General features: G+C 61.7%; 25 protein-coding genes. 6 read left to right on the forward strand and 19 right to left on the reverse strand.

What is annotated here, in order from left to right:
* Positions 1-46: 46 nt before the first annotated feature.
* From gspD to gspE, 11 genes are read right to left on the reverse strand one after another with little or no spacing between them, the layout of a single operon-like run.
* Positions 47-2473 carry a type II secretion system secretin GspD gene (gene gspD, locus CLU85_RS20010; protein ID WP_100411809.1) on the reverse strand — a complete coding sequence of 809 codons (2427 nt, stop codon included), beginning with the start codon at positions 2471-2473 and terminating at the stop codon, positions 47-49.
* Between the two features lie 58 nt (positions 2474-2531).
* Entirely contained in the window at positions 2532-3197 is a 666-nt protein-coding gene (locus tag CLU85_RS20015) for a hypothetical protein (protein ID WP_100411810.1), read from the reverse strand.
* Positions 3194-3754, reverse strand: coding sequence for a type II secretion system protein GspM (gspM, locus tag CLU85_RS20020; RefSeq protein WP_100411811.1), 561 nt, complete (start codon positions 3752-3754; stop codon positions 3194-3196). Before gspM ends, CLU85_RS20015 begins: the two co-directional genes overlap by 4 nt.
* Complete coding sequence (locus tag CLU85_RS23180) at positions 3751-5034, reverse strand: PilN domain-containing protein (protein ID WP_232727879.1); 1284 nt, start codon at positions 5032-5034, stop codon at positions 3751-3753. The genes gspM and CLU85_RS23180 overlap by 4 nt, the downstream gene beginning before the upstream one ends.
* Before the next feature lie 12 nt (positions 5035-5046).
* Positions 5047-5865, reverse strand: a complete 819-nt coding sequence (locus CLU85_RS20030) for a general secretion pathway protein GspK (protein ID WP_232727880.1) — start codon at positions 5863-5865, stop codon at positions 5047-5049.
* A 47-nt stretch (positions 5866-5912) separates the two neighbouring features.
* Positions 5913-6575, reverse strand: a complete 663-nt coding sequence (locus CLU85_RS23670; protein ID WP_369858283.1) for a prepilin-type N-terminal cleavage/methylation domain-containing protein — start codon at positions 6573-6575, stop codon at positions 5913-5915.
* Complete coding sequence (locus CLU85_RS20040; protein ID WP_100411813.1) at positions 6572-6973, reverse strand: type II secretion system protein; 402 nt, start codon at positions 6971-6973, stop codon at positions 6572-6574. Before CLU85_RS20040 ends, CLU85_RS23670 begins: the two co-directional genes overlap by 4 nt.
* Positions 6970-7419: a GspH/FimT family pseudopilin gene (locus CLU85_RS20045; RefSeq protein WP_100411814.1), complete on the reverse strand. Its 450-nt coding sequence runs from the start codon at positions 7417-7419 to the stop codon at positions 6970-6972. The genes CLU85_RS20040 and CLU85_RS20045 overlap by 4 nt, the downstream gene beginning before the upstream one ends.
* Positions 7420-7446: 27 nt before the next feature.
* Positions 7447-7902 carry a type II secretion system major pseudopilin GspG gene (gspG, locus tag CLU85_RS20050; RefSeq protein ID WP_100411815.1) on the reverse strand — a complete coding sequence of 152 codons (456 nt, stop codon included), beginning with the start codon at positions 7900-7902 and terminating at the stop codon, positions 7447-7449.
* Between the two features lie 28 nt (positions 7903-7930).
* Positions 7931-9175: a type II secretion system F family protein gene (locus tag CLU85_RS20055; RefSeq protein ID WP_100411816.1), complete on the reverse strand. Its 1245-nt coding sequence runs from the start codon at positions 9173-9175 to the stop codon at positions 7931-7933.
* The gene (gspE, locus tag CLU85_RS20060; RefSeq protein ID WP_100411817.1) at positions 9168-10898 is read right to left on the reverse strand and encodes a type II secretion system ATPase GspE; all 1731 of its coding nucleotides are present in this window, start codon (positions 10896-10898) and stop codon (positions 9168-9170) included. The genes CLU85_RS20055 and gspE overlap by 8 nt, the downstream gene beginning before the upstream one ends.
* 357 nt (positions 10899-11255) lie before the next feature.
* On the opposite strand from gspE, the gene CLU85_RS20065 reads away from it, so the two are divergent.
* A complete protein-coding gene (locus CLU85_RS20065; RefSeq protein ID WP_100411818.1) occupies positions 11256-13142 on the forward strand; it encodes a hypothetical protein in 1887 nt (628 codons plus the stop codon).
* Between the two features lie 25 nt (positions 13143-13167).
* Here CLU85_RS20065 and rfbC read toward each other — a convergent pair whose 3' ends face one another.
* The 5 genes from rfbC to CLU85_RS20090 all read right to left on the reverse strand — a co-directional run bounded on the left by rfbC (position 13168) and on the right by CLU85_RS20090 (position 18704).
* Positions 13168-13713, reverse strand: a complete 546-nt coding sequence (gene rfbC / locus CLU85_RS20070) for a dTDP-4-dehydrorhamnose 3,5-epimerase (RefSeq protein WP_100411819.1) — start codon at positions 13711-13713, stop codon at positions 13168-13170.
* A gap of 19 nt (positions 13714-13732) precedes the next feature.
* Positions 13733-14617, reverse strand: a complete 885-nt coding sequence (gene rfbA, locus CLU85_RS20075; RefSeq protein ID WP_100411820.1) for a glucose-1-phosphate thymidylyltransferase RfbA — start codon at positions 14615-14617, stop codon at positions 13733-13735.
* 14 nt (positions 14618-14631) lie between these two features.
* Entirely contained in the window at positions 14632-15522 is an 891-nt protein-coding gene (gene rfbD, locus CLU85_RS20080; protein ID WP_100411821.1) for a dTDP-4-dehydrorhamnose reductase, read from the reverse strand.
* Entirely contained in the window at positions 15519-16607 is a 1089-nt protein-coding gene (gene rfbB, locus CLU85_RS20085) for a dTDP-glucose 4,6-dehydratase (protein ID WP_100411822.1), read from the reverse strand. Before rfbB ends, rfbD begins: the two co-directional genes overlap by 4 nt.
* Positions 16608-16718: 111 nt before the next feature.
* Positions 16719-18704: an SDR family oxidoreductase gene (locus CLU85_RS20090; RefSeq protein WP_100412666.1), complete on the reverse strand. Its 1986-nt coding sequence runs from the start codon at positions 18702-18704 to the stop codon at positions 16719-16721.
* 227 nt (positions 18705-18931) lie between these two features.
* Between CLU85_RS20090 and CLU85_RS20095 the strand changes: the two genes are divergently transcribed.
* Entirely contained in the window at positions 18932-19510 is a 579-nt protein-coding gene (locus CLU85_RS20095) for a phasin family protein (RefSeq protein WP_100411823.1), read from the forward strand.
* A 197-nt stretch (positions 19511-19707) separates the two neighbouring features.
* Positions 19708-20037, forward strand: a complete 330-nt coding sequence (locus tag CLU85_RS20100; RefSeq protein ID WP_100411824.1) for a hypothetical protein — start codon at positions 19708-19710, stop codon at positions 20035-20037.
* An 8-nt stretch (positions 20038-20045) separates the two neighbouring features.
* Here CLU85_RS20100 and CLU85_RS20105 read toward each other — a convergent pair whose 3' ends face one another.
* Together CLU85_RS20105 and CLU85_RS20110 are read right to left on the reverse strand one after the other, a co-directional pair.
* Positions 20046-21962 (reverse strand): ATP-binding protein, encoded by a 1917-nt coding sequence (locus CLU85_RS20105; RefSeq protein ID WP_100411825.1) that lies wholly within the window; start codon positions 21960-21962, stop codon positions 20046-20048.
* The gene (locus tag CLU85_RS20110; protein ID WP_100411826.1) at positions 21928-22629 is read right to left on the reverse strand and encodes a response regulator transcription factor; all 702 of its coding nucleotides are present in this window, start codon (positions 22627-22629) and stop codon (positions 21928-21930) included. Before CLU85_RS20110 ends, CLU85_RS20105 begins: the two co-directional genes overlap by 35 nt.
* Before the next feature lie 179 nt (positions 22630-22808).
* On the opposite strand from CLU85_RS20110, the gene CLU85_RS20115 reads away from it, so the two are divergent.
* Together CLU85_RS20115 and CLU85_RS20120 are read left to right on the forward strand one after the other, a co-directional pair.
* Positions 22809-23471 carry a TetR/AcrR family transcriptional regulator gene (locus CLU85_RS20115; protein ID WP_100411827.1) on the forward strand — a complete coding sequence of 221 codons (663 nt, stop codon included), beginning with the start codon at positions 22809-22811 and terminating at the stop codon, positions 23469-23471.
* Positions 23472-23549: 78 nt separating this feature from the next.
* Complete coding sequence (locus CLU85_RS20120) at positions 23550-24323, forward strand: hypothetical protein (protein ID WP_100411828.1); 774 nt, start codon at positions 23550-23552, stop codon at positions 24321-24323.
* Between the two features lie 30 nt (positions 24324-24353).
* On the opposite strand, the gene CLU85_RS20125 is transcribed toward CLU85_RS20120, so the two are convergent.
* Positions 24354-25121 (reverse strand): type III pantothenate kinase, encoded by a 768-nt coding sequence (locus CLU85_RS20125; RefSeq protein ID WP_100411829.1) that lies wholly within the window; start codon positions 25119-25121, stop codon positions 24354-24356.
* Between the two features lie 197 nt (positions 25122-25318).
* On the opposite strand from CLU85_RS20125, the gene lysM reads away from it, so the two are divergent.
* Positions 25319-25807 (forward strand): peptidoglycan-binding protein LysM, encoded by a 489-nt coding sequence (lysM, locus tag CLU85_RS20130; protein WP_100411830.1) that lies wholly within the window; start codon positions 25319-25321, stop codon positions 25805-25807.
* Positions 25808-25841: the final 34 nt, after the last annotated feature.

Genomic DNA, 25841 nt, shown 5'->3' on the forward strand with positions numbered 1-25841 from the left:
TAACAATCTACAATTGATTTGGCAGCCATATGGCTCGATAGGCAATCTATTGAGGGCTCACGGACTGCACTGCGGGAGTGGCGGGCGCCGGGCGTACATTGGAACGCTCGCGCATCTCGATGATGTTCAAACCTCGCAGGCGGTCACGCAGATCCTCACTCACCTCACGGATCTCAGGGTCGGTACGAACCACCCGGGGACTGATCACCACCAACAGCTCGGTGCGTTTGCCGGTGTTGTTGGTATTGCTGAACAGGCTGCCCAGCAGCGGCACATCCTTCAACAGGGGGACGCCACTTTTTCCTGCGGAGCGATTGTCTTTGATCAGACCGCCCAAAACAATGGTTTCGCCACTGCGTACGGCCACCTTGCTGCTGATCTGGCGTTGCAGAAAAATGGGCTGGCTGTTGGCTCCGCTGCTGGCTGACTGGTCGGTCATGCTCTGGTCGATCTGCATGGTTACCAGGTTGCCTGCGTTGACAGAAGGGGTGACTGCCAGGCTAACGCCTGTATCACGGTACTGCACGGTGCTGGTGATGGCGTTGCTGTTGCTGATGTAGTCGGTGGTGCTGGTCAGCACAGGAATCTGGTCGCCAACGGCCATGGTTGCGGTGTGGTTGTCCAGCACCATCAGCGATGGGCTGGATACGACCTTGAGCAGATCCTGACTTGCCAGGGCGTTCAAGATGACCCGGACTTTGCTTGCCGAATTGATCAGCGAGTAGCTAAAGCCACTGCCAGCCGCCACGTTGAGGCTGCCACTGTTGGCGGCGTTGTTGGTGCCAGTGGACAACTGCCCCACCCCGGTGTTTCCCCCTGAAGTGCCGCCGCTAAAAGCCCATTGCAAGCCGTATTGCAAACTATCGTTCAGTGTCACTTCAATGATCGACGCGTCAATGAGCACCTGCGTAGGCGGCTGGTCCAGCCGCTTGAGCGTGGATTCGATCTTTTGGAATTCGGCACGGGTGCTCCACACCAGGATGGAATTATTGAGCTCGTCGGCCATGACGCGGACCCCCCCCACATTCGCCGCAACCATTGCCTGGGTGGCAGTGGCCGATTGATTGGTGCGGTTCTGCGAGGTGTTGGTGTTGCCAAAACCGCCTGTGCCGCCCAACGACGAGCCGGTGCGGTTGGCTGTGTAGCCCGTATTGCCCGTGCTGCCCCCGAATGCAGACCCTGAGCCCCCCGTATTGCCAAAGGCCGATTGGCCTTGTGATGTACCAAGGCCCGTGCCCAATGCAGGAGAGACGCCACTGTTGGCGGTGGCCGCACCGGTTTGGCTAGAGCCAAAGATACCGGAAAGCACACTGGCCAGATGCCGCGCATTGCCGTTTTGCACTCGGTAGATGAACAGTTGCGCCTCGGCGCCATTGTCGCTGGGTTGATCGAGCTTTTCGATCCACCTGCGCGCCTCTTCAAGATATGCGGCACGAGGCGTCACTACCAGGATGCTGTTGAGACGCTCGACCGGCATGATTCGCAACGCTCCGAACAAGGGGTTGCCCTCGCCCAGCATGGCGGTGGCAGATGCCCCGCCCGCCGCAGCCGCACCGGCCGTTGTTGCCACGGAAGACCCTCCTGACGCACCGCCCGAGGCCTGGGCCGAGCCGCTGACCAGGCGCAGGGCCGCCTCGACTTCCTTGATGGTTGCGTGCTTGAGCGGAAACAACCCCACCGACATCCCCTTGAGCAGGTCCACATCAAAGGTGTTAACAAGGTCCAGCCAGCCCTCGGCTTGGCTGCGGGTGCCTGCGAGCACCAGCAGATTGCGCACATTGTCTACGCGCACGATGGCTTCGGCAGGCGCCAGGGGCCTGAGGATGGTGGCCATTTCGGCCGCACCGATGTAGCGCAATGGCACCACGATCGCCCCATACCCCGGGGGGAGTGGGGCACCGCCGCTGCCGTTGAACTGACGCACGGCGCTGCCTATGTTTTTAAGCGCATCGGCTTTGCCGACGTGGTACGTACCCCGCACGTCGCGCACCATGGCGAGTCCATTGGCCTGCAACGCGCTCTCCAAGAGGAACACGGCCTGATCTGGCTGGATGGGTGTGCGCGTGGATAAAGTGACGGTGCCGGCGAGCGGAGGGTGCAGCACGTAAGGCATTTTGAGAATATCTCCCAAAATCGTGCGCGCCACCTCCGCCACAGGCGCCTCTTCAAAGTTGAAAGACAGCGGCGCACCCTCGATAGGAGACACCGCCCGCGCGGGCGCCAACACCTGATCGTTGCCTTGTATGTAGCGCGGCTGCGCGGTGCTGGGCGCAGTGCTGCCGGAGGGTTGCGCGGGGTCAACGGCAGAACCGGCCTCAGCCCCCGCAGCAGCGCCTGTTGGCGGCGTGGGCGCCTGAACGCGTGCTGCAGGCGCTTGGGCAGTTTCGGCGGAGGGGGGCTGCGCGCCCTGAGCAAGCGCCGCCTGAGCAGCAGCCAATGCCAAAGCGGTCAGCACGAATCGGGTTGAAATCATAGAGTTACACAAGCCCTTGTGGGGTGAGGTTGGACACAAGCGGGGCGAGCAGTTTGTCTTATTGGGATGCGCTACCGCCAAAGACGGGCTGCAACGGACGCCCGGTTGCACGCACCGCAGGCGGCTGCACTGGCCCACTGTTGACGGATGGAAGCGGCACATTTTGCGCCGCAGCGGGAACGGGAGACCTCGGCATCGATGGGGCCGCTGAACCGGCCGCTGGCGGCAGGCCGGTATAGGAGGTCAACGCTGCGCGCGGCAGTTGCAAAACACGACTCTGCCCACCCAGCGTGAAAGTCACACTACGGTCTTGAATGGCTGACAGTGTCCAGCCCTCGACCACCTCACGCAGTCGTACACGCTTGTGCTTTCCTGCGATCTGGATGATGACGCCTCCGTCGCCACCGCCCTGGAATAACCCCGAGAGCTGAGCCGTACTGAGGTTGTCAACGGGCGCTTTTTCCTCTGGCGGAGGAGGTGGTGGCGGGGGGCGCCGCGTAGGCGAGAAGACCGGCCGATCAAGCATGGCAATGAATTGACCGGTATCTGTGGGCACTGAACGTGGCAGAACCGGCACCATGGAGGCGTAGTCCACAGTCTGGGGAGGGGGCGCTTTCCAGTGAATGTTGCGCAGGTGCCCGGATTTGTCGATCCACAGGCTTGCCAATACCAACGCCAGCGCGACATTGATGAATACAAGGACATGCAGCGAGTACTTCTTCATGGCCGTTCTCTCAGCACGCTCAAGGTAAATTGCGCCGATAGACGTGGAGGCATCTTGGGGTTGATGTTTGCCAGCCCCCCCAGCACTTGGACATCCAGCTCGTTGATGACGATAAAGGGCTGCTGCGCCCCAAGCACCGCCAACGCGCTTTGTAGACCCAGAAGCTCCCCTTCCGCGCGCAAGACGAGAGGGATGCGGTCGAAGCCCTTTTCCTCCTTTGGCGGAAGGACCTGACTGGTGATGACTTGCAAGCCGGCGGATGAAAAAAGGTCGCGAACTTTTTGTTGCGCCTGGTTGCCTGTTTGCGCTCCGTCTGACACCGCTGGGTAAACATACTGGGTGCGCAGTTCCGTCGCCCGCTGGCGAGCTGCCTCTAGTTCAGCACGCTGCGATTCGAGTCCCAACAACCGCGCATGCCGAGGTTCAATCTGCGCGAGACGTTCTTCACCCCAGGCGTGCTTGCGCAGCACGTACAGAGCCCCGGCAACGACCGGAAGCAGAGCAACAGCCAATATCAGCACAACAATGGCGGTTCGACGTACGGCGAGCGTATTCATGGAGTTCCTTTACGCTCTGGCTTTGCCAAGGAAGGCTTTGAAGCTGCCTGAGGGGCACTTCCGCCAAATACGGGCACAAGTGCACCCGGCGCCGCAGGTGGGGCGACGGCAGCACTGGACGGCGCGCTTACCGACGCAGTCGGCGCCGAAGCAGGCGCAGCCACGGCGGCCACTGGAGCTGCAGCCGAGGCCGCAGACGAGGCGGACAAAGGAGCCACGACCGACACCGGCGACTGCACCATGGCGACCCCGAATTCTTGCGGATCGAGCGAAAATTCGATGACAAAATTTTCCTTGGAGTTCGCTCCACCAACACGCGTGGTGGGAGTGGGCGCACGAACATCGCGAACACCCGGCTGCTCCCCAAGGATTTGCATGAGTGCCGACGCATTGGCCGTTAGACCCGTGATCGTGACCTTCAGGCCTTTGAGGGTTAAGCCCTGGAGTGCCGTGTCATCGGGCAGAACTTTGGTGAGCCGGTCAAGCACCCGCATCGGCTCTACGCGGCCAGCGAGCAGCTCAGACAATACATTGAGCTTTTCCACCGACTGCATCAGTGCTTCGCGATCTTTCACCATAGTTGGCGTCCGATGCACAGCGCCATCGTAAGCACCCACGGCCTCGATCGCACGCGCACGCAATTGCAGGGTTGGAGTCACGAGGATGGCGGCCATCAAGACCAGGGCTGATGCCAAGAGGCCATATCGAGCCCACCGCCCCCGCCCCCCCTGCGCCCGCCTCAGTCCCTCTCCATAGCCGCTAAGGACGATGGGGGGCCCTGCTGACATGTCCACCCAGACCTCAGGAGTCTTTGCCCCCAAACGTGCAGAGTGCGACTGAATGCATTGCGCAATCTGTTTGCGAGACGCAAGGGCAAGATCCAGAGCACTGCCCCCCGCTGCATCAGGCCGGGTGCGATAGCCCCAAACAAGATCATGTTCCGCAAACGGACTTATCGACCGCACCTGAAGTGCCGCAGCGCTTGCAGTGTCGGACTCCCCCATGGCCGGGACGGTCAAAGTTCGGCGCAGCAGCAGATCGTCAGGCAGCTCCACTGCAATGAATGGAGTTCCGATCTTCTTGCCGCCCATGACGCGGCGCGTACCACCCCACCACAGTGACTCCCCTCCATCTTGCTGTAGCAGAATGATGGGCGCCTCAGGCGTCAGCCAAGAGAGCAGCGGGGAGCCCTGCAAGTCCGACCATGCCTGTCGAACGCTGCGCCCCAGAGCGCTAAGGTCGAGCCCCAGAAAACGGGCATCGGTTTGGATGGATGGCATTGGATTGATTGTTCAGGGGTGCTTGCGATTTACGGGCTCAAGGCGCACAGTCATACGGAAGGTATGCCAAGGCGCGCCATTGGGTGTGCGGGCATTGAGGTCAACCTTGCGCGATACAAGCACATGCCCCCCGTCTGCCAACGGCACGCGAGCCTGGACTCGGATTCGGCGAGATACGGAGGCATCCAGCAGACTGCCATCCAAGGCCGTCGTATCGACCCCAGTCTGGCCTGCATCACGGGCAGCCGCAATCTGAGTGGCAGAAGCAATGTTGCCTGCAGCCAAAACAGCGAGCACCCCAACGGGCGCGGCCAATGGGTTCACGCGACCCGAACCCTGCAAATCGGCGGTCAAAAGGCTTTCAAGTCTAGCATAGAGGTCATAGTCGATCTCCGGCACACGTAACAGGTCCTCTTCCGCCTCGAAGCGTTGCAAACCACCTCGGGCGTCTCGGCGTTCACGCATCTGCACTATGGCCTGAGCAGTCGCCAGCGCCGCTTCGGCAGGAAGCCCTCCCGCGACGACCAGAAGGCGTTCCAACAATGGGCGTCCCGCCATATTGATATCAACAAGCCCGTTGAGCGGCATGACCTGCACCTGCATGGTGACACCACGGTAGGTAATTTCGGTCAGGACCGTCCTGGCCAGGGGCTGATTGCTCGCAACGAGGGCCTGCAAGGCCATCTGAATCGCGCCATCACCCAAAGCTTCCGCCTCTACCTGTTGCCGCGCTTGCACAATGGCTCGACTTTCTGTGCGGATGGTACGCGTCGTGCCTGTGGCAATGATGCTGAGGGCGGCAACGATCCAGAGCACGGCCAACAAGGCCATGCCGCGCTGATAACCTCCAAGGACCGCGACTGGATTCCGCCTCATGCTCACGTTCCTCCAAACACAGGACCACTCGTCCGAGGGTCACTACCCGGCAAAACCCGCAACGGAATGACAATCTCAGGCCAAGCGCCAGACGCCATCTGCACAGAGATCGAAACCCGCTCGGGTAGCCTGTCGATGACCGTCCATTGAGGAGACCACTCAGGAGGCTCGACAACAGCATCTTCGTACTGGAATGTCAGTCCGGTCACGCCAGCAAGAAGAGGCGTGCTCTGTCCAGCACTCCAATCTGGCAGCACCGGCGCCCCCTCCCAGGGCAAGTATTGCAACAAAAGCACTCCGGCGTCCGTCACCTGCAGACGGAAGTGGTAACGCCCTCCTGCACCGTAACGGGCAGGCATAACCCCCACCCAACTTATGGATGACGCGGATCCACTAAAAAAATAAGGACTTTCTCCAGCCCCCAGGGGAGTGCTGATTTTTTGAGCAGAAACCCGACCTAGCACTGAGCGCAGAAAGCCACTGACAGTTCGCAAGTCGTCCATGCGCTGCAGCCGAGCGTCAACCCGCGCTTCCGTCTGTGATGCCGTACGCAGGGCAGACCCCATGGCCACCATCACAAGCGAGAGCAAAGTGATAACGACCAATAGCTCCACCAAGGTGAAGCCCCGCACATCGTGCCCCTCTGTTCGGCAAACGCGCATCATCGCCGCACCTGCGAAGGAGGCTTGCGCTCAGGGCGCAGGGTGGTCAGCTCAAGGCTGCGTTGCCGCCTATCCTCTGACCAGGAAATGACAATGCTCACTTCATGCAGTGCCGGAATAGCGGGGCCCGACAATCCCGTCGCATAAGGAGTGGACTGGATTTGCCATTGATAACCAGACGTCTCCCCCACCTGCTGCCACCCGGTGTCGGACACAGTGTCGCGCAGCGACAGCAGGGACTGCGCAAGGACCACCGCACGCTGATATCGCTCCATCTCTCCCGCGCTACGGACGCTCCCACCCATGACGCGATAAAGTAAACCCAATGACATCGCCATGATTGCAAACGCAACGAGCAACTCGAGCAGCGTGAGACCGCGCTGCCTCTTCAGCGCCCTCATGGCAGTAGCAATTCCTGCGTAGCTCGTCCCGACAACCAGTCCACACGCAAGCGCGTTCCGGAGCCTGGGGAGCGCAGAATTTCTATGCTGCCCCCCGTGGCACCGCCTGACGGAAGAAAACGAATAGATACGAGTCCTTGGGGCGCCACTTCACGATCAGCCACAACTGCACGCAATTGCAGGGGCTCAGGCAACGCCTTTACCTCCAGACCGTCAACGCCGTAGCGCCGACGTGCCAAATCCGCCGTAAAACGGACCTCGCGCCCTTCGCTGACCGCAATCGCCCGCGCCGAGCGCAATTGGTTGAACATGGAACGCACCGCGTCACGATACTGCGATGCCTCTCGCATACGCTCGTAGGCCACTGGTACCAGACCAATGACGAGTGCCATGATGCCGAACACCACCAGCAACTCAATCAGCGTAAAGCCGCGTTCACGCCGCACGGAGTATCCAACCGCAGAGTACGGGACTCAGGGGGTGTTGCGAATGTCAGCGTTTTCGCCCTCACCACCGGAGGCACCATCGGCCCCCAACGAAAGGATTTCTATGCTGCCATTCGGACCAGAATTTGCATATTTGTATGGACGCCCCCAAGGATCAGAAGGAACCCCGCCCTTGAGGTAAGGCCCGGACCAGCCATTAACGGAGCCGGGGCGCTTCACCAGCGCATCCAACCCCTCCTCGGTGGTGGGATAGCGCCCCACATCAAGCTTGAAAAGCTCCAGAGACTTGTCCAGGTCAGCAATCTGCACACCCGCCGTCTTGGACTTGGCGCCGCCCAGTTGCCCAAGAACACGAGGGCCCACCAGACCAGCCAACAGTGTGAGGATCGCGAGCACAACCAGCAACTCGATCAGAGTAAAACCCCGCGAGCGCTGGGGCGCGGACACCGTGCCGCGAACGCGGCCAACACTTGTACTCACCATGGGAGAAGGATCCTTGGGCAAACGAAAATTATATGGCGAGGTCATTAATAGACAGAATTCCAAGCAAGATGGACACAATGATGGCCGCAATCAGCACGCCCAGCACCAAAATGAGTACGGGCTCGACCAACGTCAACAGGCGTTTGATGCCCGTCTCCACCTCTCGGTTCAATATATTCGACAGCTCCAGCATCATGGGCCCAATGCGACCAGTCTCCTCGCCCACACGGATGAGGTTGATCGCCAACGGCGCAAAGATGCCGGTAGCCGTAATGGCTTGCACGACCTTGCCCCCCTCCTTGACGATGGGTGCCACACGTCCCAGCGCTTGCTGAAGCACCGTATTGCCCACGGTTTCGGTGGCGATGTGAAGCGCCGTCAACATGGGCACGCCATTTCCCAGCAATGTCCCTAAAGAACGAGAGAACAAAGTAAGTTGATACTTGAGTGCGAGTGGGCCCATGAGTGGCAGTCGCAGGACCAGCGCTTGCCACCAACGCCGTCCGACGGGAGATTTTAGCCAGCGTGCCACCACCACCCCAACACCTGCGAGCACCAGCCCCATCACCAAACCATACCGAGTGAACGCATGCCCCAGCCCCATGACCAGGCGCGTAGGCATTGGCAATGCATCACCCATGTCGGTGAAAAGCTTCTCGAACTGCGGCACCACAAAGCCGAGCATGGCAATCAGCGAAAGCACCGCTACGCCCAACAAAATGGCCGGATAGATGGTGGCGGAAATGACGTTATCGCGCAGAGCACGCTGACGCTCCATATGCTCGACCAGCCGGTCGAGCACAGCAGACATCTGCCCACTGGCCTCGCCCGAACGCACCATATTGATATAAAAATCGCCGAACAAATCGCGGTGCTGCGCCAAAGCACGACTGAGAGGCGTACCGCCTTTAACCGCATCCAGAATGCCTTGCATCATCGCGGCGACACTGGGTTTGTGGCTCATGTCAATGAGCACGCGCAAGGCGTTGTCGAGCGCCAAACCGGCACGCAGCATGATGGCCAGCTCGGAGGTGATCGCCAACACGTCGGTGGCCGTGACAGGCCCCTTGGCCTGACGCACCTTGGGCTGCGCAAAGTGACCGGGGAGATAGGCTGCATTGACGCCCACCGAAGCACCGACGTCATCGATACTCAGCGGCGTCAGCCCCTGACTGCGCAGCTGTTTGAGGGCAGCAGAAGCACTGGCGGCACTGAGCCTACCTTCTTCTACCTTGCCGGAGGCTGAGGCAGCGCGCCAAACAAAATCAGGCATCGGACTGGTCCTGAGTGACTCGGGCCAATTCGTCCAGCGTGGTCTGACCCGTGGCAACCTTGCGCAGCCCGTCTTCGTACAGACTCAGCATGCCGCTCTTCGCCGCAATGCCATTGAGGATGTTGGCATCCCGTCCTTCGATAATGGCACGGCGCATCGGCTCGTCTAGCACCAGCAACTCATGGATGCCGGTGCGCCCTCGGTAGCCAGACTGGCGGCATTGCTCGCAGCCGACTGCGCGGTAAATCGGCTGGGTGGCTGCACAAAAGCGCCCCAGGCCGGTGCTCTGACGTACTGCGGTGCCCGGTTCGTAGGCTTCCTTGCAGTGCCCGCACAGCGTGCGTACCAGGCGCTGCGCCAACACGCCGTTAACGGCCGAGGTGATGAGATAGGGCTCCACTCCCATGTCCTGCATGCGGATCACAGCGCCTGCGGCAGTGTTGGTGTGCAGGGTGGAAAGCACCAAGTGCCCCGTCAGCGCGGACTGCACGGCAATCTGCGCCGTCTCACCGTCGCGCATTTCTCCAATCATGATGATGTCGGGATCCTGGCGCAGGATGGAGCGCAACGCATTCGCAAAGGTCAGGTTGATCTGCGCATGCACTTGGATCTGGTTAATGCCTTCAAGTTGGTACTCGACCGGATCTTCGACGGTAATGATTTTTTGCGCTGAAGCGTCGATCTTGGCCAGCGCGGCATACAGCGTAGTGGTCTTGCCAGAGCCAGTAGGGCCTGTGACCAGCAAGATGCCGTGCGGACGCGCCAGCAGGGCATTGAAGCGCTGCAGCGTGTCCTTCTCGAACCCCATTTTCTCCAACTCCAGGCGCACGCTGGCGCGGTCGAGCACGCGCATGACCACACTTTCTCCGTGCACTGTGGGCACAGTAGAGACACGCAAATCCAGCTCACGCCCCTTGACGCGGGTCTTGATGCGCCCATCTTGCGGCAGGCGCCGCTCCGCAATGTCCAAGTGCGCCAGCAACTTGACGCGCGAATTGACGGCGGCGCTCAACCGCGGTGGCACCAGTTCGCCGGGGTGGATCACGCCATCGACGCGGTAGCGCACATGCAAGCCGTCGTCGAACGGTTCGAGATGGATGTCAGAGGCACGCAGATCGATCACGCGGCCTATGATGGTGTTGACCAACCGGATAACGGGGGCCTCGCTGGCCAAGTCTTTCAGATGCTCAACGAAATCACCGCCATCAGAGCCGTCACCAAAGCCGTCATCCTCATCTTCAGCAGCTTCCTCAACCGGCTCGGCCAAGGCTTTCTCAATGTCGCTTTCCAGCGCCAGGTGCGGCCGGATAGCGCAGCCCGTGGCTAGGTGCAAAGCCTTGACGACAAATGCATCCTGCGGGACAGCCATGGCCACATGAAGTTGCCCGCCATCCAGCCGCAGCGGAAACACCGCGTTGGCCTGCAAAAATTCAGGCAGCAGACCTTCCACTTCGGGCATGAGATCGGGGAAGCCATTGGCGGGCACCAGGGGAATGCCGAGCTGAGCGGACAGCGCCTGCGCCACATCGGCATCGGAAACCAACCCCAGACGCACGAGCACTCGCCCGAGCATGCTGCCCATTTCTTGCTGCGCGGAAAGCGCGCGATCCAGGTCGCGCGCGCTGAGCTTGCCGGCTTGAACCAACAGATCTCCAATGCGCGGACCCGGCACAGCGTTGTCGCCCAGCGGTTCGGCCAGGGCCGAAATTGTGTTTGTCGTCATGAATGGTCTAGGTATGAACCCGTGCTGCACTAGTCAGGGGCGTAGAGGCACAGCGCGGCAGCGACCTGCGAGGAATGGGCGTGAGTGTAGCCGGGGCTGTGCAAACCACCGGAGCGCATGGCACACCATCGCAGCGCAAAAGGGCCTTCCCCGGCATGCACCAAATACTTTCGCTACGCATTTTATAGCTGCCAGCAATTACAGCATAAGCACGAGGGCCAGATTTACCTCATATTTTCATGCCATATGGCCCACACCTTGGCACAGCGAGTCAAACGCCGCTTGGTGCTTTGCTTTACATTCATTGGCCCCTCCTGATCTCAACCGCCCCGGACGGCATCCGCCGCAGCATCCGCAATGAACCATCACCCCGCTCACCGCAAAACCACCCTGGCCATCGCCATTGCCGCCTGTGGTGTGGTGGCCGCCGGCGCGGTCGGGCTGATGCAGTTATCCCGCCATACACCCGAAAAAGCCCACAAACCGGGTTCCATGCTGCTGGCACCAATGATTGGAGTGATTGACTCATGTGTGTTATTGCAAGATGGTGTGGTTGCGCAAGGCACACACGACACACTGGACACCTGCAAAGGGCCCAAGGGCTCTGCGGCAGCGTTGGTGGAGTCCACCCTCTCGGAGTTACAGCCACGCCGCAGTACCCTAGGCCCCTACCAGCTCGGCTACACCTTGCCGGTGCCTTTGCTACAGCTGTTTCGCCCAGCCGCCGATGGCTGGGCTATTGACAACGACACCGTCGGACGGTTGGTGCGCACCGTGCGAGACACCGAGCGCCCCCTCATCCTGTATCTGTTTTCCACACACTTCGCTACCGACGCGCCGCTGGAAAAGGCACTGTCCCTGGACCCAACCAATCTGGCGCAGACGCGCGACGGCCCGCTGACTCCAGGGCGGTACTACGACTCCGTCATCAACAACTGGACCTTTGCCAATACACAAACGGAATTAACTTCGCGCCGTGTGCAGGCCACGCAAGCCTTGCTGAAAGAAATATGCCGACTGCCAGCGCAAGACATCGGCAAAATCAAGGGCGTGACACTGCTGGGTGAACTGCACCACCTGTTTCCCGACTTCGAGGCTGGCATGGGATTCAACACGCCCTACCGCGCAACCGACTACAGCCCGCCATCGGTTGCAGGATTTCGGCAGTTCTTACAACGTGAGTTTGCAAGCATTGGGCAGCTCAACCGCGTGCTGGGCGCAAACTATGCCTCGTTTGATGAAGTGCTGCCACCGTCGCGTGACATTCGCACCGAACCACTGCAGCGCTTTACCGAGCACATCGATTCTTTTGCACAAGGCAGCCTGCCGATTGCCGGTTGGGCCTACATGAAGCAGTCAGAAGGAAGCACAACACCGGCGTGGGTGCATGTCTACCGCAATGGCGTGTTCGTGGGCAAGACCCTGGTCAACCAGGGCCGACAGGACGTGCTGGCGGCAAAACCCGAGTTTGGTGACGCAAACACTGGCTGGCGACTGGACATGGACTTCCGCCACCTCCGCACGGGCTTGTACCGCATTGACGTGTTTCTCGAACAAAAACCAGGTCAATTGACGCCTCTGGGCACACGCAGCATCGCCCTCATGGACCGGCTGCAGAGCGCGCCCCAAGCCCTGCCACAAAACCCCCTGCCCGCCGCTACACCGGCAGACGCCTCGCTGCAAGCGCACATCGACATGCCGACCGATCAATCGGCCTACTATTACAACCCGCTGGTACCGCTGTGGCATGCATTCCGGCAAAAGCAGGTGGTGGACTACCTGGAGTTTTTTGATGGCGTGGTGAACCAATCTTGCCTGGCCAGCATTCCGCATTACACGCACCAGATCATTCCGTTCACCAATCCCAGTTGGGATGCGAACAAGTACGCCATTCAGGCATCCCTGCGACCCATGGGCAGCATCCGACTTGGTGTGAGCCTGTATGGCGATGCGACCTACGGCAAGACCTTCTCGCAGTGGTATGGCAAAACCGCACACAACGGCTATGGCGTGACGGAGTTTCATCCACTCAAAGCCATGGATCCATCGGCCGTGCAACGCATGCTGGGCCAGCATGCAGCACAGGGAGCAGAGTTTCTGTCGTTTTTCCTAGAGCCGCGCTGGCAGGGCAAGCGCGTCCCGCGCAACCACAACTTGTTCTCGCTAGACCCGAGCAATACGCAGTTCGGCTCTGATCGACTCTACCAATCCATGCAAAAGAGCATGGCAGCATCGCAGCCGTAGATAGCGCCAGACAGCAAGCGACAGATCAGGGGAACACTTCAGCCTTTGCCAAAGAAAGTCCCTGCGCATCCTTGACCGACAGGCTCGGCTGTCCCTGAAAATGCCAATCGATGGCCAGAGATGCGTCGTCCCAAGCGATGCAACGCTCGTACTCCGGCGCATAAAAATCGGTGGTTTTATACAAAAACTCCGCCACCTCGCTGAGCACGACGAACCCATGCGCAAACCCTGGCGGCACCCAGAGCTGGCGGCGATTGTCAGCGCTCAACTCCTCTCCCACCCACCGGCCGAAGGTCGGCGAATTTTTGCGGATATCCACCGCTACGTCGAACACTGCGCCATGCACAACGCGCACCAGCTTGCCTTGGGGCTGCTGGATCTGGTAGTGCAGCCCACGCAGCACGCCCTTGGCGCTGCGGCTGTGATTGTCCTGCACGAACGAGTGGTCAGTACCGGTGGCCTCGTTGAAGGCGCGCTGGTTGAAGCTCTCGTAGAAAAAGCCGCGCGCATCGCCGAACACCTTGGGTTCGATCAGCACGACATCAGGAATGGCCAGGCGGGTTGCTTGCATGGAAAGGGCGATCAGTTCTTCAGTAGATTTTTTCTTTGAGCACACGCATCAGGTACTGGCCGTAGCCGTTCTTGGTGAGTGGCTGGGCCAGGCGCTCCAGTTGCGCGCTGTCGATCCACTGGCTGCGCCAGGCGATCTCTTCGGGGCAGGCAATCTTCAGGCCCTGGCGGTGCTCCAGCGTGGCGATGAACTGCCCCGCTTCCAGCAGGCTCTCGTGCGTGCCGGTGTCGAGCCAGGCGTAGCCACGGCCCATGATCTCCACGTTCAACTGGTCATGCTCCAGGTACAGGCGGTTGAGGTCGGTGATCTCGTACTCGCCCCGGGCCGATGGCTTGAGGCCCTTGGCCAGCTCCACCACCTGATTGTCGTAAAAATACAGGCCCGTCACCGCATAGCTCGACTTGGGCACCTTGGGCTTTTCTTCCAGCGACAGGACCTTGCCCTGTGCGTCGAACTCGGCCACGCCATAGCGCTCGGGGTCGTGCACGTGGTAAGCAAACACACTGGCCCCACTCTGGCGCTTTGCCGCACTGCCCAGCAGATCGTGGAAGTCATGGCCGTGGAAGATGTTGTCGCCCAGCACCAGCGCACTGGGGGAGCCATCCAGAAAGGACTCACCGATCACGAAGGCCTGCGCCAGCCCGTCAGGGCTCGCCTGCACCGCGTACTGCAGGTTGATGCCCCACTGGCTGCCGTCACCCAGCAGTTGCTCGAAGCGCGGCGTGTCCTGCGGCGTGCTGATGACCAGGATGTCGCGGATGCCCGCGAGCATCAGGGTGCTCAGCGGGTAATAGATCATGGGTTTGTCGTACACCGGCAGCAACTGCTTGCTGATGGCCAGGGTGGCCGGGTGCAGCCGGGTTCCGGAGCCTCCGGCGAGGATGATGCCTTTGCGTGCCGTCATGGGGGTGTCTTGGTTCAGAGTATCTCGGTTAGCATGCGCGCCACGCCGGTCTGCCAGTGCGGCAGCGCCAGGCCAAAGGTGGTGCGCAGCTTCGTGGTGTCCAGGCGCGAGTTGTGCGGGCGCACGGCCGGTGTGGGGAATGCACTGGTCGGTACCGGTGCGACTTCCCTGGCGATGATCTTTTCGGCCACCGGGTGCTTTGCAGCCACCGCCAGCACGTACTTCGCGTACTCGTTCCAGTTGGTTTCGCCGGCCGCCACCAGGTGGTACAGGCCCGCGTCGCCGGGATGCTGCTGCAGGTGGCGGATGGCGTGGGCCGTGACGTCGGCCAGCAGATCGGCGCCCGTGGGTGCACCCCACTGGTCGTCGATCACGGTCAGGCGCTCGCGCTCCTGGGCCAGGCGCAGCATGGTCTTGGCGAAATTACCGCCGCGTGCGGCATAGACCCAGCTCGTGCGCAGGATCAGGTGGTTCGCGCCCGACTGGGCGATCAGTTGCTCGCCCTCGAGCTTGGTGCGGCCGTAGACGCTCAGGGGCGCCGGCGTGTCCGTCTCGACCCAGGGGCGGCTACCCCTGCCATCGAACACGTAGTCGGTGCTGTAGTGCACCAGCCAGGCGCCCAGCTTCGCGGCTTCCTGCGCGATGGCGCCGGGGGTGGTGGCGTTGAGGGTGCGCGCAAAGTCGGCCTCGCTCTCGGCCTTGTCCACGGCGGTGTGGGCGGCGGCATTGACGATGACGTCAGGGCGCAGGGTGCGCACCGTCTCGACCACGCCGGCCGGGTTGGAGAAATCACCGCAGTGCTCGGTGCTGTCGAAGTCCAGCGCCGTCACGGTGCCCAGCACCGACAGGCTGCGCTGCAGCTCCCAGCCAACCTGGCCGCCTTTTCCGAAGAGCAGGATGTTCATATGCTGGCGTCCGCCACGGCCGCGGGCTCCTGCGCGTACTGGGTCTGCACCCAGTCGCGGTAGGCACCGGTCTGCACGCTGGCCACCCAGTCAGCATGGTCCAGGTACCACTGCACGGTCTTGCGGATACCGGTGTCGAAGGTCTCGGCGGGCTTCCAGCCCAGCTCGCGTTCGATCTTGCGGGCGTCGATGGCGTAGCGCCGGTCGTGGCCCGGGCGGTCTTTCACGTAGGTGATTTGCGTGCTGTAGCTCTGGCCGTCAGCGCGGGGGCGCAGCTCGTCGAGCAGGCCGCAGACCATGTTCACGATCTCGATGTTGGGCTTCTCGTTCCAGCCGCCCACGTTGTAGGTCTGGCCGGGCGTGCCGCCATCGAGCACGCGACGGATGGCGCTGCAATGGTCCTTCACGTAAAGCCAGTCGCGCACCTGCATGCCGTCGCCGTACACCGGCAGCGGCTTGCCGGCCAGGGCGTTGACGATCATCAAGGGGATCAGCTTCTCAGGGAAGTGGTACGGCCCGTAGTTATTGCTGCAGTTGGTGGTGAGCACCGGCAGACCGTAGGTGTGGTGCCAGGCGCGCACCAGGTGGTCGCTGGCGGCCTTGCTGGCGCTGTAGGGGCTGTTGGGCTCGAAGCCGCGCGTCTCGGCAAAGGCTGGGTCTGTGGGCGCCAGCGAGCCGTAGACCTCGTCGGTCGACACGTGCAGAAAGCGAAAGGCTTCGCGCTCGCCCGCAGGCAGGGCGCTCCAGTAGGCGCGCACGGCCTCCAGCAGGCGAAACGAGCCGACGATGTTCGTCTGGATGAAGTCTTCCGGCCCATGGATAGAGCGGTCCACATGCGACTCGGCCGCGAAGTTGACCACCGCACGGGGTTGGTGCTCGGCCAGCAGGCGGGCAATCAGGGCGGGGTCGCCGATATCGCCCTGCACGAAGACATGGCGCGCATCCCCCTGGACGCTGTCCAGGTTGTGCACATTGCCCGCGTAGGTGAGCTTGTCGAGATTGACGACGGGTTCGCTGGAGGCAGCAAGCCAATCAAGAACAAAGTTGGCGCCGATGAAACCCGCGCCGCCAGTAACCAGAATCATAGGGTGGGCTGTATGAAATGCCTGCTTGGCAAAGCCTGCGATTATCCCCGTGAGCCCGACCTGCAGGTAACAGATTTCAACTTCGGTGACTCGGCAATGGGCTGAGCGGCATCAGAAGTGGATTCCGCGCATCATCTGCTGCAGCGCCACCGCCTCGGCCGACAACTGTGGCTTGGCGTCCTTGCTGCCCTTGGCGGCGGTGGAATCCGGGAACATGCGAAAGCTGGTGTTCATGGTGATCTGCGCCACACGCGGCACCAGCGCGTGCAGCAACTGCCCGGTGATGCCCAGGCGCGTAGCAATGCGCACCGGTTTGAAGATACAGGCCTGGGCGATCATGTCGGCCGCCTCTTCGGGGCTCAGGGTGGGTACGTTGTTATAGATCTTGGTGGGCGCGATCATGGGCGTGCGCACCAGGGGCATGTTGATGGTGGTGAAGGTGATGCCCTGGTCGGCAAACTCGCTGGATGCGCAGCGCGTCCAGGCATCCAGCGCCGCCTTGCTGGCCACATAAGCCGAAAAGCGCGGAGCGTTCGTCAGCACACCGATGGAGCTGATGTTCACCACATGGCCCTTGTGTTTATCCACCATCCCGGGCAGAAAGCCCATGGTCACGCGCAGGCAGCCGAAATAGTTGAGCTGCATCGTGCGCTCGTAGTCGTGGAACCGGTCGTAGCTTGACTCGATGGCGCGGCGGATGGACCGGCCTGCGTTGTTGATCAGAAAATCCACGCCGCCGTGGTTGTCAATGAGCAGCTGCACAAATCGGTCGCAGTCAGGCATGTCTGCAATGTCAGCGGAATAGGCGATGAACGCGTAGCCCTTGGCCTTGGCTTCCGCGCAGGCCTCATCCAGCTTGTCCTGGTCGCGACCGCAGATGATGGTGGTCGCGCCGGCTTCAGCGAACTTGTGGGCGGCCGCAAGGCCAATACCCGACGACCCGCCGGTGATCAGCACCACCTTGCCGGCCACCGTGCCCTTGAGCGTGCGGTCGATGAACAGCTCGGGATCGAGGTGACGCTCCCAGTAGTCCCATAGCCGCCACGCGTAGTCCTTGAGGTTGGGGCAAGACACACCCGAGCCCTTGAGCGCCGCCAACGTCTCGCGGCAGTCAAAGCGCGTGGGGTAGTTCACGAAGGTCAGCATGTCCTCGGGCAGACCCAGGTCCTTCATGACGGCGTTGCGCACGCGGCGCACGGGCGCCATGGCCATCAGGCTCTTCTTGATGCCCTTGGGGATGAAGCCCAGCAGCGCAGCGTTGATGAACAGGTTCATGCGCGGGGCGTGCGCTGCGCGGCTGAAGATGTCCAGCACGTCGCCCACGCGGTAGCCCACCGGGTCCACCAGGTGAAAGCATTTCTTGGCAATGGACGGCTGGTGGCTGATGACGTTGAGCGCGTTGACCACAAAATCCACCGGCACGATATTCACACGCCCGCCTTCCAGGCCCACGGTGGGCATCCAGGGCGGCAGCAACTGGCGCAACCGCTGGATCAGCTTGAAGAAGTAGTACGGACCATCGATCTTGTCCATCTCGCCCGTCGTGCTGTCGCCCACCACCATGGCCGGGCGGTATACCGTCCAGGGCACCTTGCAGTCCTGGCGTACGATCTTTTCGCTCTCGTGTTTGGTCTGAAAGTAGGGGTGATCCAGGCCCTCGGCCTCTTCGAACATGTCTTCGCGGAACACGCCTTCATACAGGCCTGCGGCCGCGATCGACGAGACATGGTGGAAATGCCCGGCGTCGATCGCCTTGGCCAGATCGACCGTGTTGCGTGTGCCCTCGATGTTCACAGCCACCTGCGTCTCTTCGTCGGCGCCGAGGTCGTACACCGCAGCCAGGTGGTAGAAGTGGTCGATCTGGCCCTTGAGCTTTTTGACATCTTCCGCAGCCACGCCCAGCTTCTTCGCAGTGAGGTCACCAAACACGGGCATGGCACGCGTGGCACCCACGCCCCAGAAGCTGCGCAGATCTGCCACCTTGTCCGCACTTTCCTTGCGGATCAGGAAATGGACCACAGAGCCTTTGCGCTCCAGCAACTTCTTGACCAGCCGCTTGCCAATGAACCCCGTTGCCCCTGTCACGAAATACTGCATGGAAAACTCCTGTGAGATGCCTTCATTCTTGCCCAAGGCCCGCACACCCGGATTCAGCAGAAACCCGCGCCGATACCAGGCCGACCGAGCCCCGGCCCGCTAGATGGCACGCTCTACATTTTTAGAAGCGCGTGCCTACACCAGGCAGGCCGTGCGGCGTACAGTGCTGCCATGCGCCAGAGGCAACCAGCCATGGCAAACCCAACCAGCCGCACAACGGAGGCCTCATGGTCAAGAAACTGCAGAAACTCAGCGCCGACAACAAGAAGAGCAACGCCCAACTCTCCAGCACCGTCAAGGACTCCGCACAGCAGATCTGGCTGGCTGGCTTGGGAGCTTTCTCCAAGGCGCAGGAGGAAGGCGGCAAAGTGTTTGAAGCCCTGGTCAAGGAAGGCCTGACCATTCAGCGCAAGACCCAGGCCGTGGCCGAAGAAAAGATCACCGAAGCCACCAGCCGGGTAACCACCATGGCCAGCGACATCGGATCCAAGGCCCAGGGCCAGTGGGACAAGCTCGAAAACATCTTCGAAGACCGCGTGGCCAAGGCCCTGTCCAAGCTGGGCGTACCCTCCGCCCGCGACCTGGAAGTGCTGAGCGCCCGCGTGGACGCCCTGACCAAGGGCAGCGCCAAGGCGGCGCCCGCCAAGACCGCAGCAAAGCCTGCAGCCGAGGCTCCCGCAAAAAAAGCCGCCGCGAAGAAGGCCGCACCTGCCAAGGCAGCACCAAAGGCTGCTAGCAAGACGGCCCCGGCCAAAAAGACCACGGGCCGTGCTGCGTCCGGCGCCAGCGCTGCGTCCACCAACTGACAGCTCGCCCTGCGCCCCACACCGGATACGCCCTGAGGTGATTGCAGCGCCCGGGGCGCGCGCATCCGCAGGGAGTCAATCGGCTGTGGCACTAACCGCCCTGGCGAAGGCAAAGCTCCGGGCTGTCGCTATGGATAGCTACAGACCATTGGCGGGGCGAATCGAATAATCAGCGGACCCATTCCCAGGAGTTCGCAATGTTCACGCCCACCGCTCTTAGCCAAACCCTCTGTGCTTGCGCAGTCGCCTGCGGTTTGGCCGCTTGTCTGCCTGCATCGGCTTCCGAACTGGATGACGGCAGTATTTTCTACTGCCCGCCAGCCACCCTGGCTGCGGGATCACAACCCACCAGGGGCATCATGTGCAACGCACAGCAGTGCGTCAGCAGCCAGACTCCAGGCCTGAGCAGCGCTCAATCGAACTTTCTGCTGACCGCCCAGGGCCAGTGCCGCAATCTCTCGGCGCAGGAGATCAAGGACTTCTGGCCCAGGGACCTTGCAAACCTCTCCCAGCACGCCGTCAAATAAACAGCAACTCACACCGCCACATCCAGGCGCCGCAAAGGCAGCCATAGCGTGAAGCGGGTACCGCCAGCTACCGGATCCCAGGCCACCTGCCCCCCAATGGCGTGTGCTCGGCGCGCCATATTCGAGAGACCTCGCCCCACATCGCCGAAGTGGCTGCGGCTAAAACCTAGGCCGTTGTCCTCCAACAGCACGTACACGCCGCCGTCAGCCTCGCCCGTAGCCACCCGTATTTCTGACGCGCCCGAATGCTGAATGATGTTGGAGATGCCTTCCTGCAGTATGCGCAGCACGTGCAGCGCACTGCGCGGGTCCAGCCAGTTGAGCGTGGGAACCTCCTTGACCTCCCAGCGCAAAGTCAGGCCAGAGCCTTGCAGCCGCGGCGCAAGCCGATAGCGCAGCGTGGCGAGCAGCAATAACAAATCAGCCTCCACACACTCCAGCGAGTCCACCGTGAGTTTCAGGTCGTCTATGCACTCGCGCAGCACCTGCGCCATTTTGGCCTCGCTCAGCCCCCCTGACTCGGCCACCTTCAAGGCGCTCATCAGCTGCGAACCCATGCCGTCATGAATGTCCTGCATCAAGCGGTTTCGCTCGTGGTTGAGCAACTGGCGTTGCTGCACGCTGCGCAGTTGCTCATAGCTCACGGCCAACTCCTTCTCTCGGGCATGAAGTCTCTGGGCGAGCACCGCGTTAGATTGCTCAGCCGTGGCCAGAGCCCCCACATAGCGATTCAAAATCACGTAAAGGAACATGCCAATGCGCGCTGCGGTGGAAAACGGCCATGCATAGATATGCTCAGGGTCGACCAAATAACTGTGCATCATCCAGTCGTGCACCGCCACCGGTAGATGCAAGAGTCCGATGGACGCTGCCACCAGGCCCTCACGACCGCCATGGCGCCAGGCTGCCCAGGCCATCAAGAGGGTGGCCGGAATGCCCACCAGGTTGGTGACCAGATAGGGCAGAGGCGCCAGCGCTTGAATCCACACCGGGTTGGTGATCACCGGCAAAGTCACCGCGCTGGACAGCAACAAAAGGCCCAACAACACGCGCACCGGCCAACGCGGTGCAGTCGGCACCAGCGTGCACATGAAGGCATACCAGGTGACCAGCAAGGCATTGCCAGCGTTGATGGTCATCCAGCCAAACCAGGCACTGGAGATGGGCAACGGCTCCAGCCCCACGTGAAAACGCTGGCTGCGCAACGCCCAAAGCAACGTGAACAGCGCAAACAACAGATAGGTGCGCTCGCGTCGCAACAGCCACACCGCCAGCGCAAAGCCGCCGAGGCCCAAGAATGACATCCCCATGACTTCCGCCACGCCCGTCTGCAACATGCGCCTCAGACGGTAGCGCGGCCATAGGTCCTTCGCCTGGCCGATCCAGAGACTGGACACGGTGCCGCCAGCGTTGGCCAGGCTGTCGATGCGCAGACGCAGCACTTTCGGCCGCGGTGCAAGGCCCTCGCCGTCCAGCGAGACCCACAAGGGGTAATTGAAGCCATTCCAAAGCACATCACCGACCGATCGGTAAAGTAGTCGGTCGTCGCCGTAGACCGCGATCCGGCCCACCGTCTGCCAGCGCGGAAGATACAGAACCAGGCCACCCTCGGTCGCGGGCAACCCATCGAGCGGAACCTGCAGCCAGATGCTGCGTGGCGCGGCGCCGGTTTGCAGGTCAAGCGACTGCGGCCAGGTATGTGGCAGGGCGACGCTCTGCCATTGATCAGGCTCAGCCGCCTGGGACACGGGAGGAAGCGGAGCAAACGTCCCTTCGGAGCCGCTCGCCAGTTGGGCCGCCCGCACATGCCAGGTGGTGGGTGCCGAACGCCCCACCTCCAGTGACAGCGCCAAACCGCCAGCGATGCCGGCCAGCACAACAAACACCAGACTAAGTATGAAGTAGGCCTTGGACCCGTGCTTCATAAATGGCTTCCAGCTGCGAACGCACCTTGAGCTTGGCGTAGATGCGGCGCACAAAACTCAGCACCGTATTGCGCGACACGCCCATCAGCCCACCAATCTCTTCGTAGCTGAAACCTTTGGTGATGTAGTCAAGCACCTGGCGCTCGCGTGGCGACAACCGGGCCTGCTCCTCCTGCGGCCCGCAGGCTTGCTGCGGTGGCGAAGGGGCGGCCTCTGTCGTCAGGGTCTGGCGAAAGCGGGTCAGCAACTGGCGCGCTATCAACGGGCTTATAGGACTGCCGCCAGCGTGCACATTGCGGATCTCTTCCACGATCAATGCTGGCGTACTGTCTTTGAGGAGGTAGCCTGTGGCACCCGCTTCCAGGCTCTGGATTACATGGGACTCGTCGCCGAACACACTACTGACCATTGCCATGCAGCGTGGCCACTGGCGCTGTGCGGCGCGAATCACGTCCAGGCCAGAGCCATCTGGCAAACCCAGATCCACCAGCAGCACGTCGGCGGCGGGCTGCGCCAGCATCTGCAAGGCTTGTTGGCAATTGACGGCCAAGCTGTGCAGATACACATCTGGTGCCGCATGAATAGCGTCAGCCAGCGCGCGCGCAAAGAACACATCGTCTTCGACCAGAGCGACCCGGATCTGCGGTACAGGAGAAGGCTCGAACATGCGCGCATTGTCGGTCCGCAGGTCGAAGTCTGAGAGCTTGTCACTACAAATAGCGACAGACGCCCCTCCACAAGACCTATCTCGCAATTTGCCGCACTGCAGCATTTTGAGTGTCGGTTAGAGTAGCTCCCGGAGACACTGAAACAACAACGTCAAACGACGCGAAGGGGCCCGCACACATGGTGAAGAAAGCGCCACGCCGCACCGCAGAACGCATTCTGGAAGTGACGCTGGACCTGTTCAACCGGTTCGGCGAACCCAACGTCTCCACCACCCTGATTTCAGCCGAGCTGCGCATCAGCCCTGGCAACCTCTACTACCACTATCCCGCCAAGGACGAGCTGATCAACGCACTGTTTGATCGCTACGAAAGCTCACTCACCGAGCTTCTCGCCGCTGCCGACGGTGTGCGCAACGTGGAGGACGCCTGGTTCTTCATGCACACGCTCTTCGAGCTGATCTGGCAATACCGGTTTTTGTACCGCGATCTCAACGACCTGCTGTCCAAGAACCGGCGCCTGGAGACACATTTTCAGGCCATCCTCAAGAACAAGACCCGCGCCGTGCGGGCCATGCTCGATGGCATGGGCCGTGCGGATGCGCTGCACATCGACTCGCGCGAGCTGGAGGCCACCGCCACCAGCATGGTGGTGGTGCTGACCTACTGGCTCAGCTTCGAATACGTGCGCGACCCGCGCCGCGCGCTGGAGCCTGAAAGCGCCCAGGCAGCGCTGCTGCGGGGCGCCCACCATGTGCTGAACCTGCTCATGCCCTACCTCGAAAGTGGCCAGCGGGCCCACCTGCTGCAGCTGGTGGGCGCTTACGCCACAACCCAAGGCTGACGACCGTCCCCTGCACAAAGCGGCCCCTGGTCACCTGCCACAGAAACCCACCAACAAGAACTTCCGGAGACACACACCATGGCCAAATGGACCCCCTTCCCCCACGCAGGCGACTACCCGTTTGACGCCGCGAGCGTCAAGAAGCACTGGGCGCGACTGCACGGCGGTGATGCTGAACCCTGCCCCAAGGACGCCGCCTTGCTGGAAGCCTGGGCGCTGTTCCACAACGGCGAGTTTGAAAAGGCCGCCACCGTCGGGCTGGCGGCCGGTGGCGGGGGCATCACTGTGGCCAACAAGGCCACCGCCATTTACGCCACCTACCTGGAGCCCAAGGAAAAAACCCGGCTGGACCTGTTCACCCAGGTGGCCGAACGCGCCGAGGCCCAGGCGGCCCAGGAGCCTGGCAATGCCAATGCCTGGTATTGGCACGCCTATGCCCTGGGCCGTTACAGCCAGGGCATCAGCGTGGCCAAAGCCCTGGCACAGGGTTTGGGTGGCAAGGTGAAGGAATCCCTGGAAAAAGCCATCGCCCTATCGCCCAAACACGCCGATTCGCGCATTGCCCTGGGCGCCTTCCACGCGGAGGTGATTGACAAGGTGGGCTCGCTGATTGGCGGCATGACCTACGGCGCCAAAAAAGACACCGGACTGAAGTTGTTCCAGGAAGCGCTCAAACTCAACCCGGGTTCGGCCATTGGCATGATCGAGTACGCCAATGCGCTCGTCATGCTGGAGGGCGACAAGAAAATGAAGGAGGCGACCGCGCTGTACGAGAAAGCCGCCGCCGCCGAACCCATGGACGCCATGGAGCGTCTGGATGTGGAAATGGCGCGGGCTGAACTCGAAGAGTAACCCCCTTGTGGCGCTTCGCGCCGTCCCTCTTCAGCCCCCAAACCGCTGCGCAGCAATCTCCAGCAGCCCGTCAAAAATCAGGTTGTCCACCAACTCAAACGGGCGCGTCATGCTGGGTGCCATCTTCCAGCCGGCGCCGCCGGTCATGATGCAGGCGGGCTCCTGGCCGCAGTGCTGCAACAGGTGCTGGTACATGCGCTCCACTGCGCCAGCGATGGCGTAAGTGCCGCCGCTGGTCAGCGCATCGCTGGTGTTGGTGGGAAACGGGCGCACGTCACCGGTGGGCACATGCAGACCCGCCGTGCCAGACTCCAGTGCGCGCAGCATGATGCCGTGGCCGGGCAGGATGAGGCCCCCCATAAAACGGCCTTCGGTGTCGATGCACTCCACCGTGACGGCGGTGCCCACCATCACCACCACCAGCGGGCGAGCGGGGCCCTGGGCCAGCACATGGTGGCGTGCACCGATCATGGCCACCCAGCGGTCCGAGCCCAGCCGCGAGGGGTGGTCGTAGCCATTGGCCAGCCCCGCCTCTTGCGCAGACGAGACCACCCAGGATGGCGTCACATCCCAGATCTCCATCTGCTCTTGCACACGGCGCTTGATGGCGTCCCCCGCCACCACACAGCCCAGCATGCGTTCGGGGTGGGGCAGCGACGCCCAGCTGCCTTCGGCCAGGCGGTCGATGTGGTCAAGAAACTCGGCGCCATGCGCAATGAGCGCAGCCCCGGGGCGGGGAGCGTCGTACAACGCCCATTTGAGACGGGTGTTACCGACGTCGATGGCCAGAAAAGTCATGCGGCGGATTATCCCGAGTTTTACGACCGTCCCCGCCCCCACGGCGACAGCCCGCAGCGGCGCCGGGTCCGTCCGATGCCACAGGCCCACTGGCACAACAATGTGAAAAATCGTTTCGCGCTGGTGTCCGACACACCGTTGCACCGCTTTGCCACTACAGTGATTTCTCCAGTTTCTGCAACCTTTGGAGGTACCACATGGGTGTTTTCAGTTTTATCAAGGAAGCCGGTGAAAAGCTGTTCGGCGGCAAAGACGCGCAGGCGGCCACGGCGGCAGCCCTCACCCAGGATGAACTCAACGCCAAAGCGTCCAAGGCCATCGAGGCCTACATCACCGCCCAGAACCTCGGCGCCAGCAACATTCAGGTCGCCTTCGACGGCACCCAGGGCAAGGTCACCGTGAAGGGCTCGGCACCCACCCAATCAGCCAAAGAAAAAATCACCTTGTGCTGCGGCAATGTGGCCAGCGTCACCAGCGTCGAGAATCTGATGGAGGTGACCCATCCCGAGCCCGAAGCCCAGTACCACGACGTGGTACGCGGTGACACACTCAGTGCCATTGCCAAAAAGTTCTACGGCGACGCCAACAAGTACCCCGCGATCTTCGAGGCCAACAAGCCCATGCTGGCCCACCCCGACAAGATCTACCCCGGCCAGAAGCTGCGCATTCCCCCGTTGGCCCAGTAAGCCCACCCGGCTTCACGCCAAAAGAGCTGCTGGC

The sequence above is a fragment of the Acidovorax sp. 69 genome (assembly GCF_002797445.1).
Taxonomy (GTDB): domain Bacteria; phylum Pseudomonadota; class Gammaproteobacteria; order Burkholderiales; family Burkholderiaceae_C; genus Acidovorax.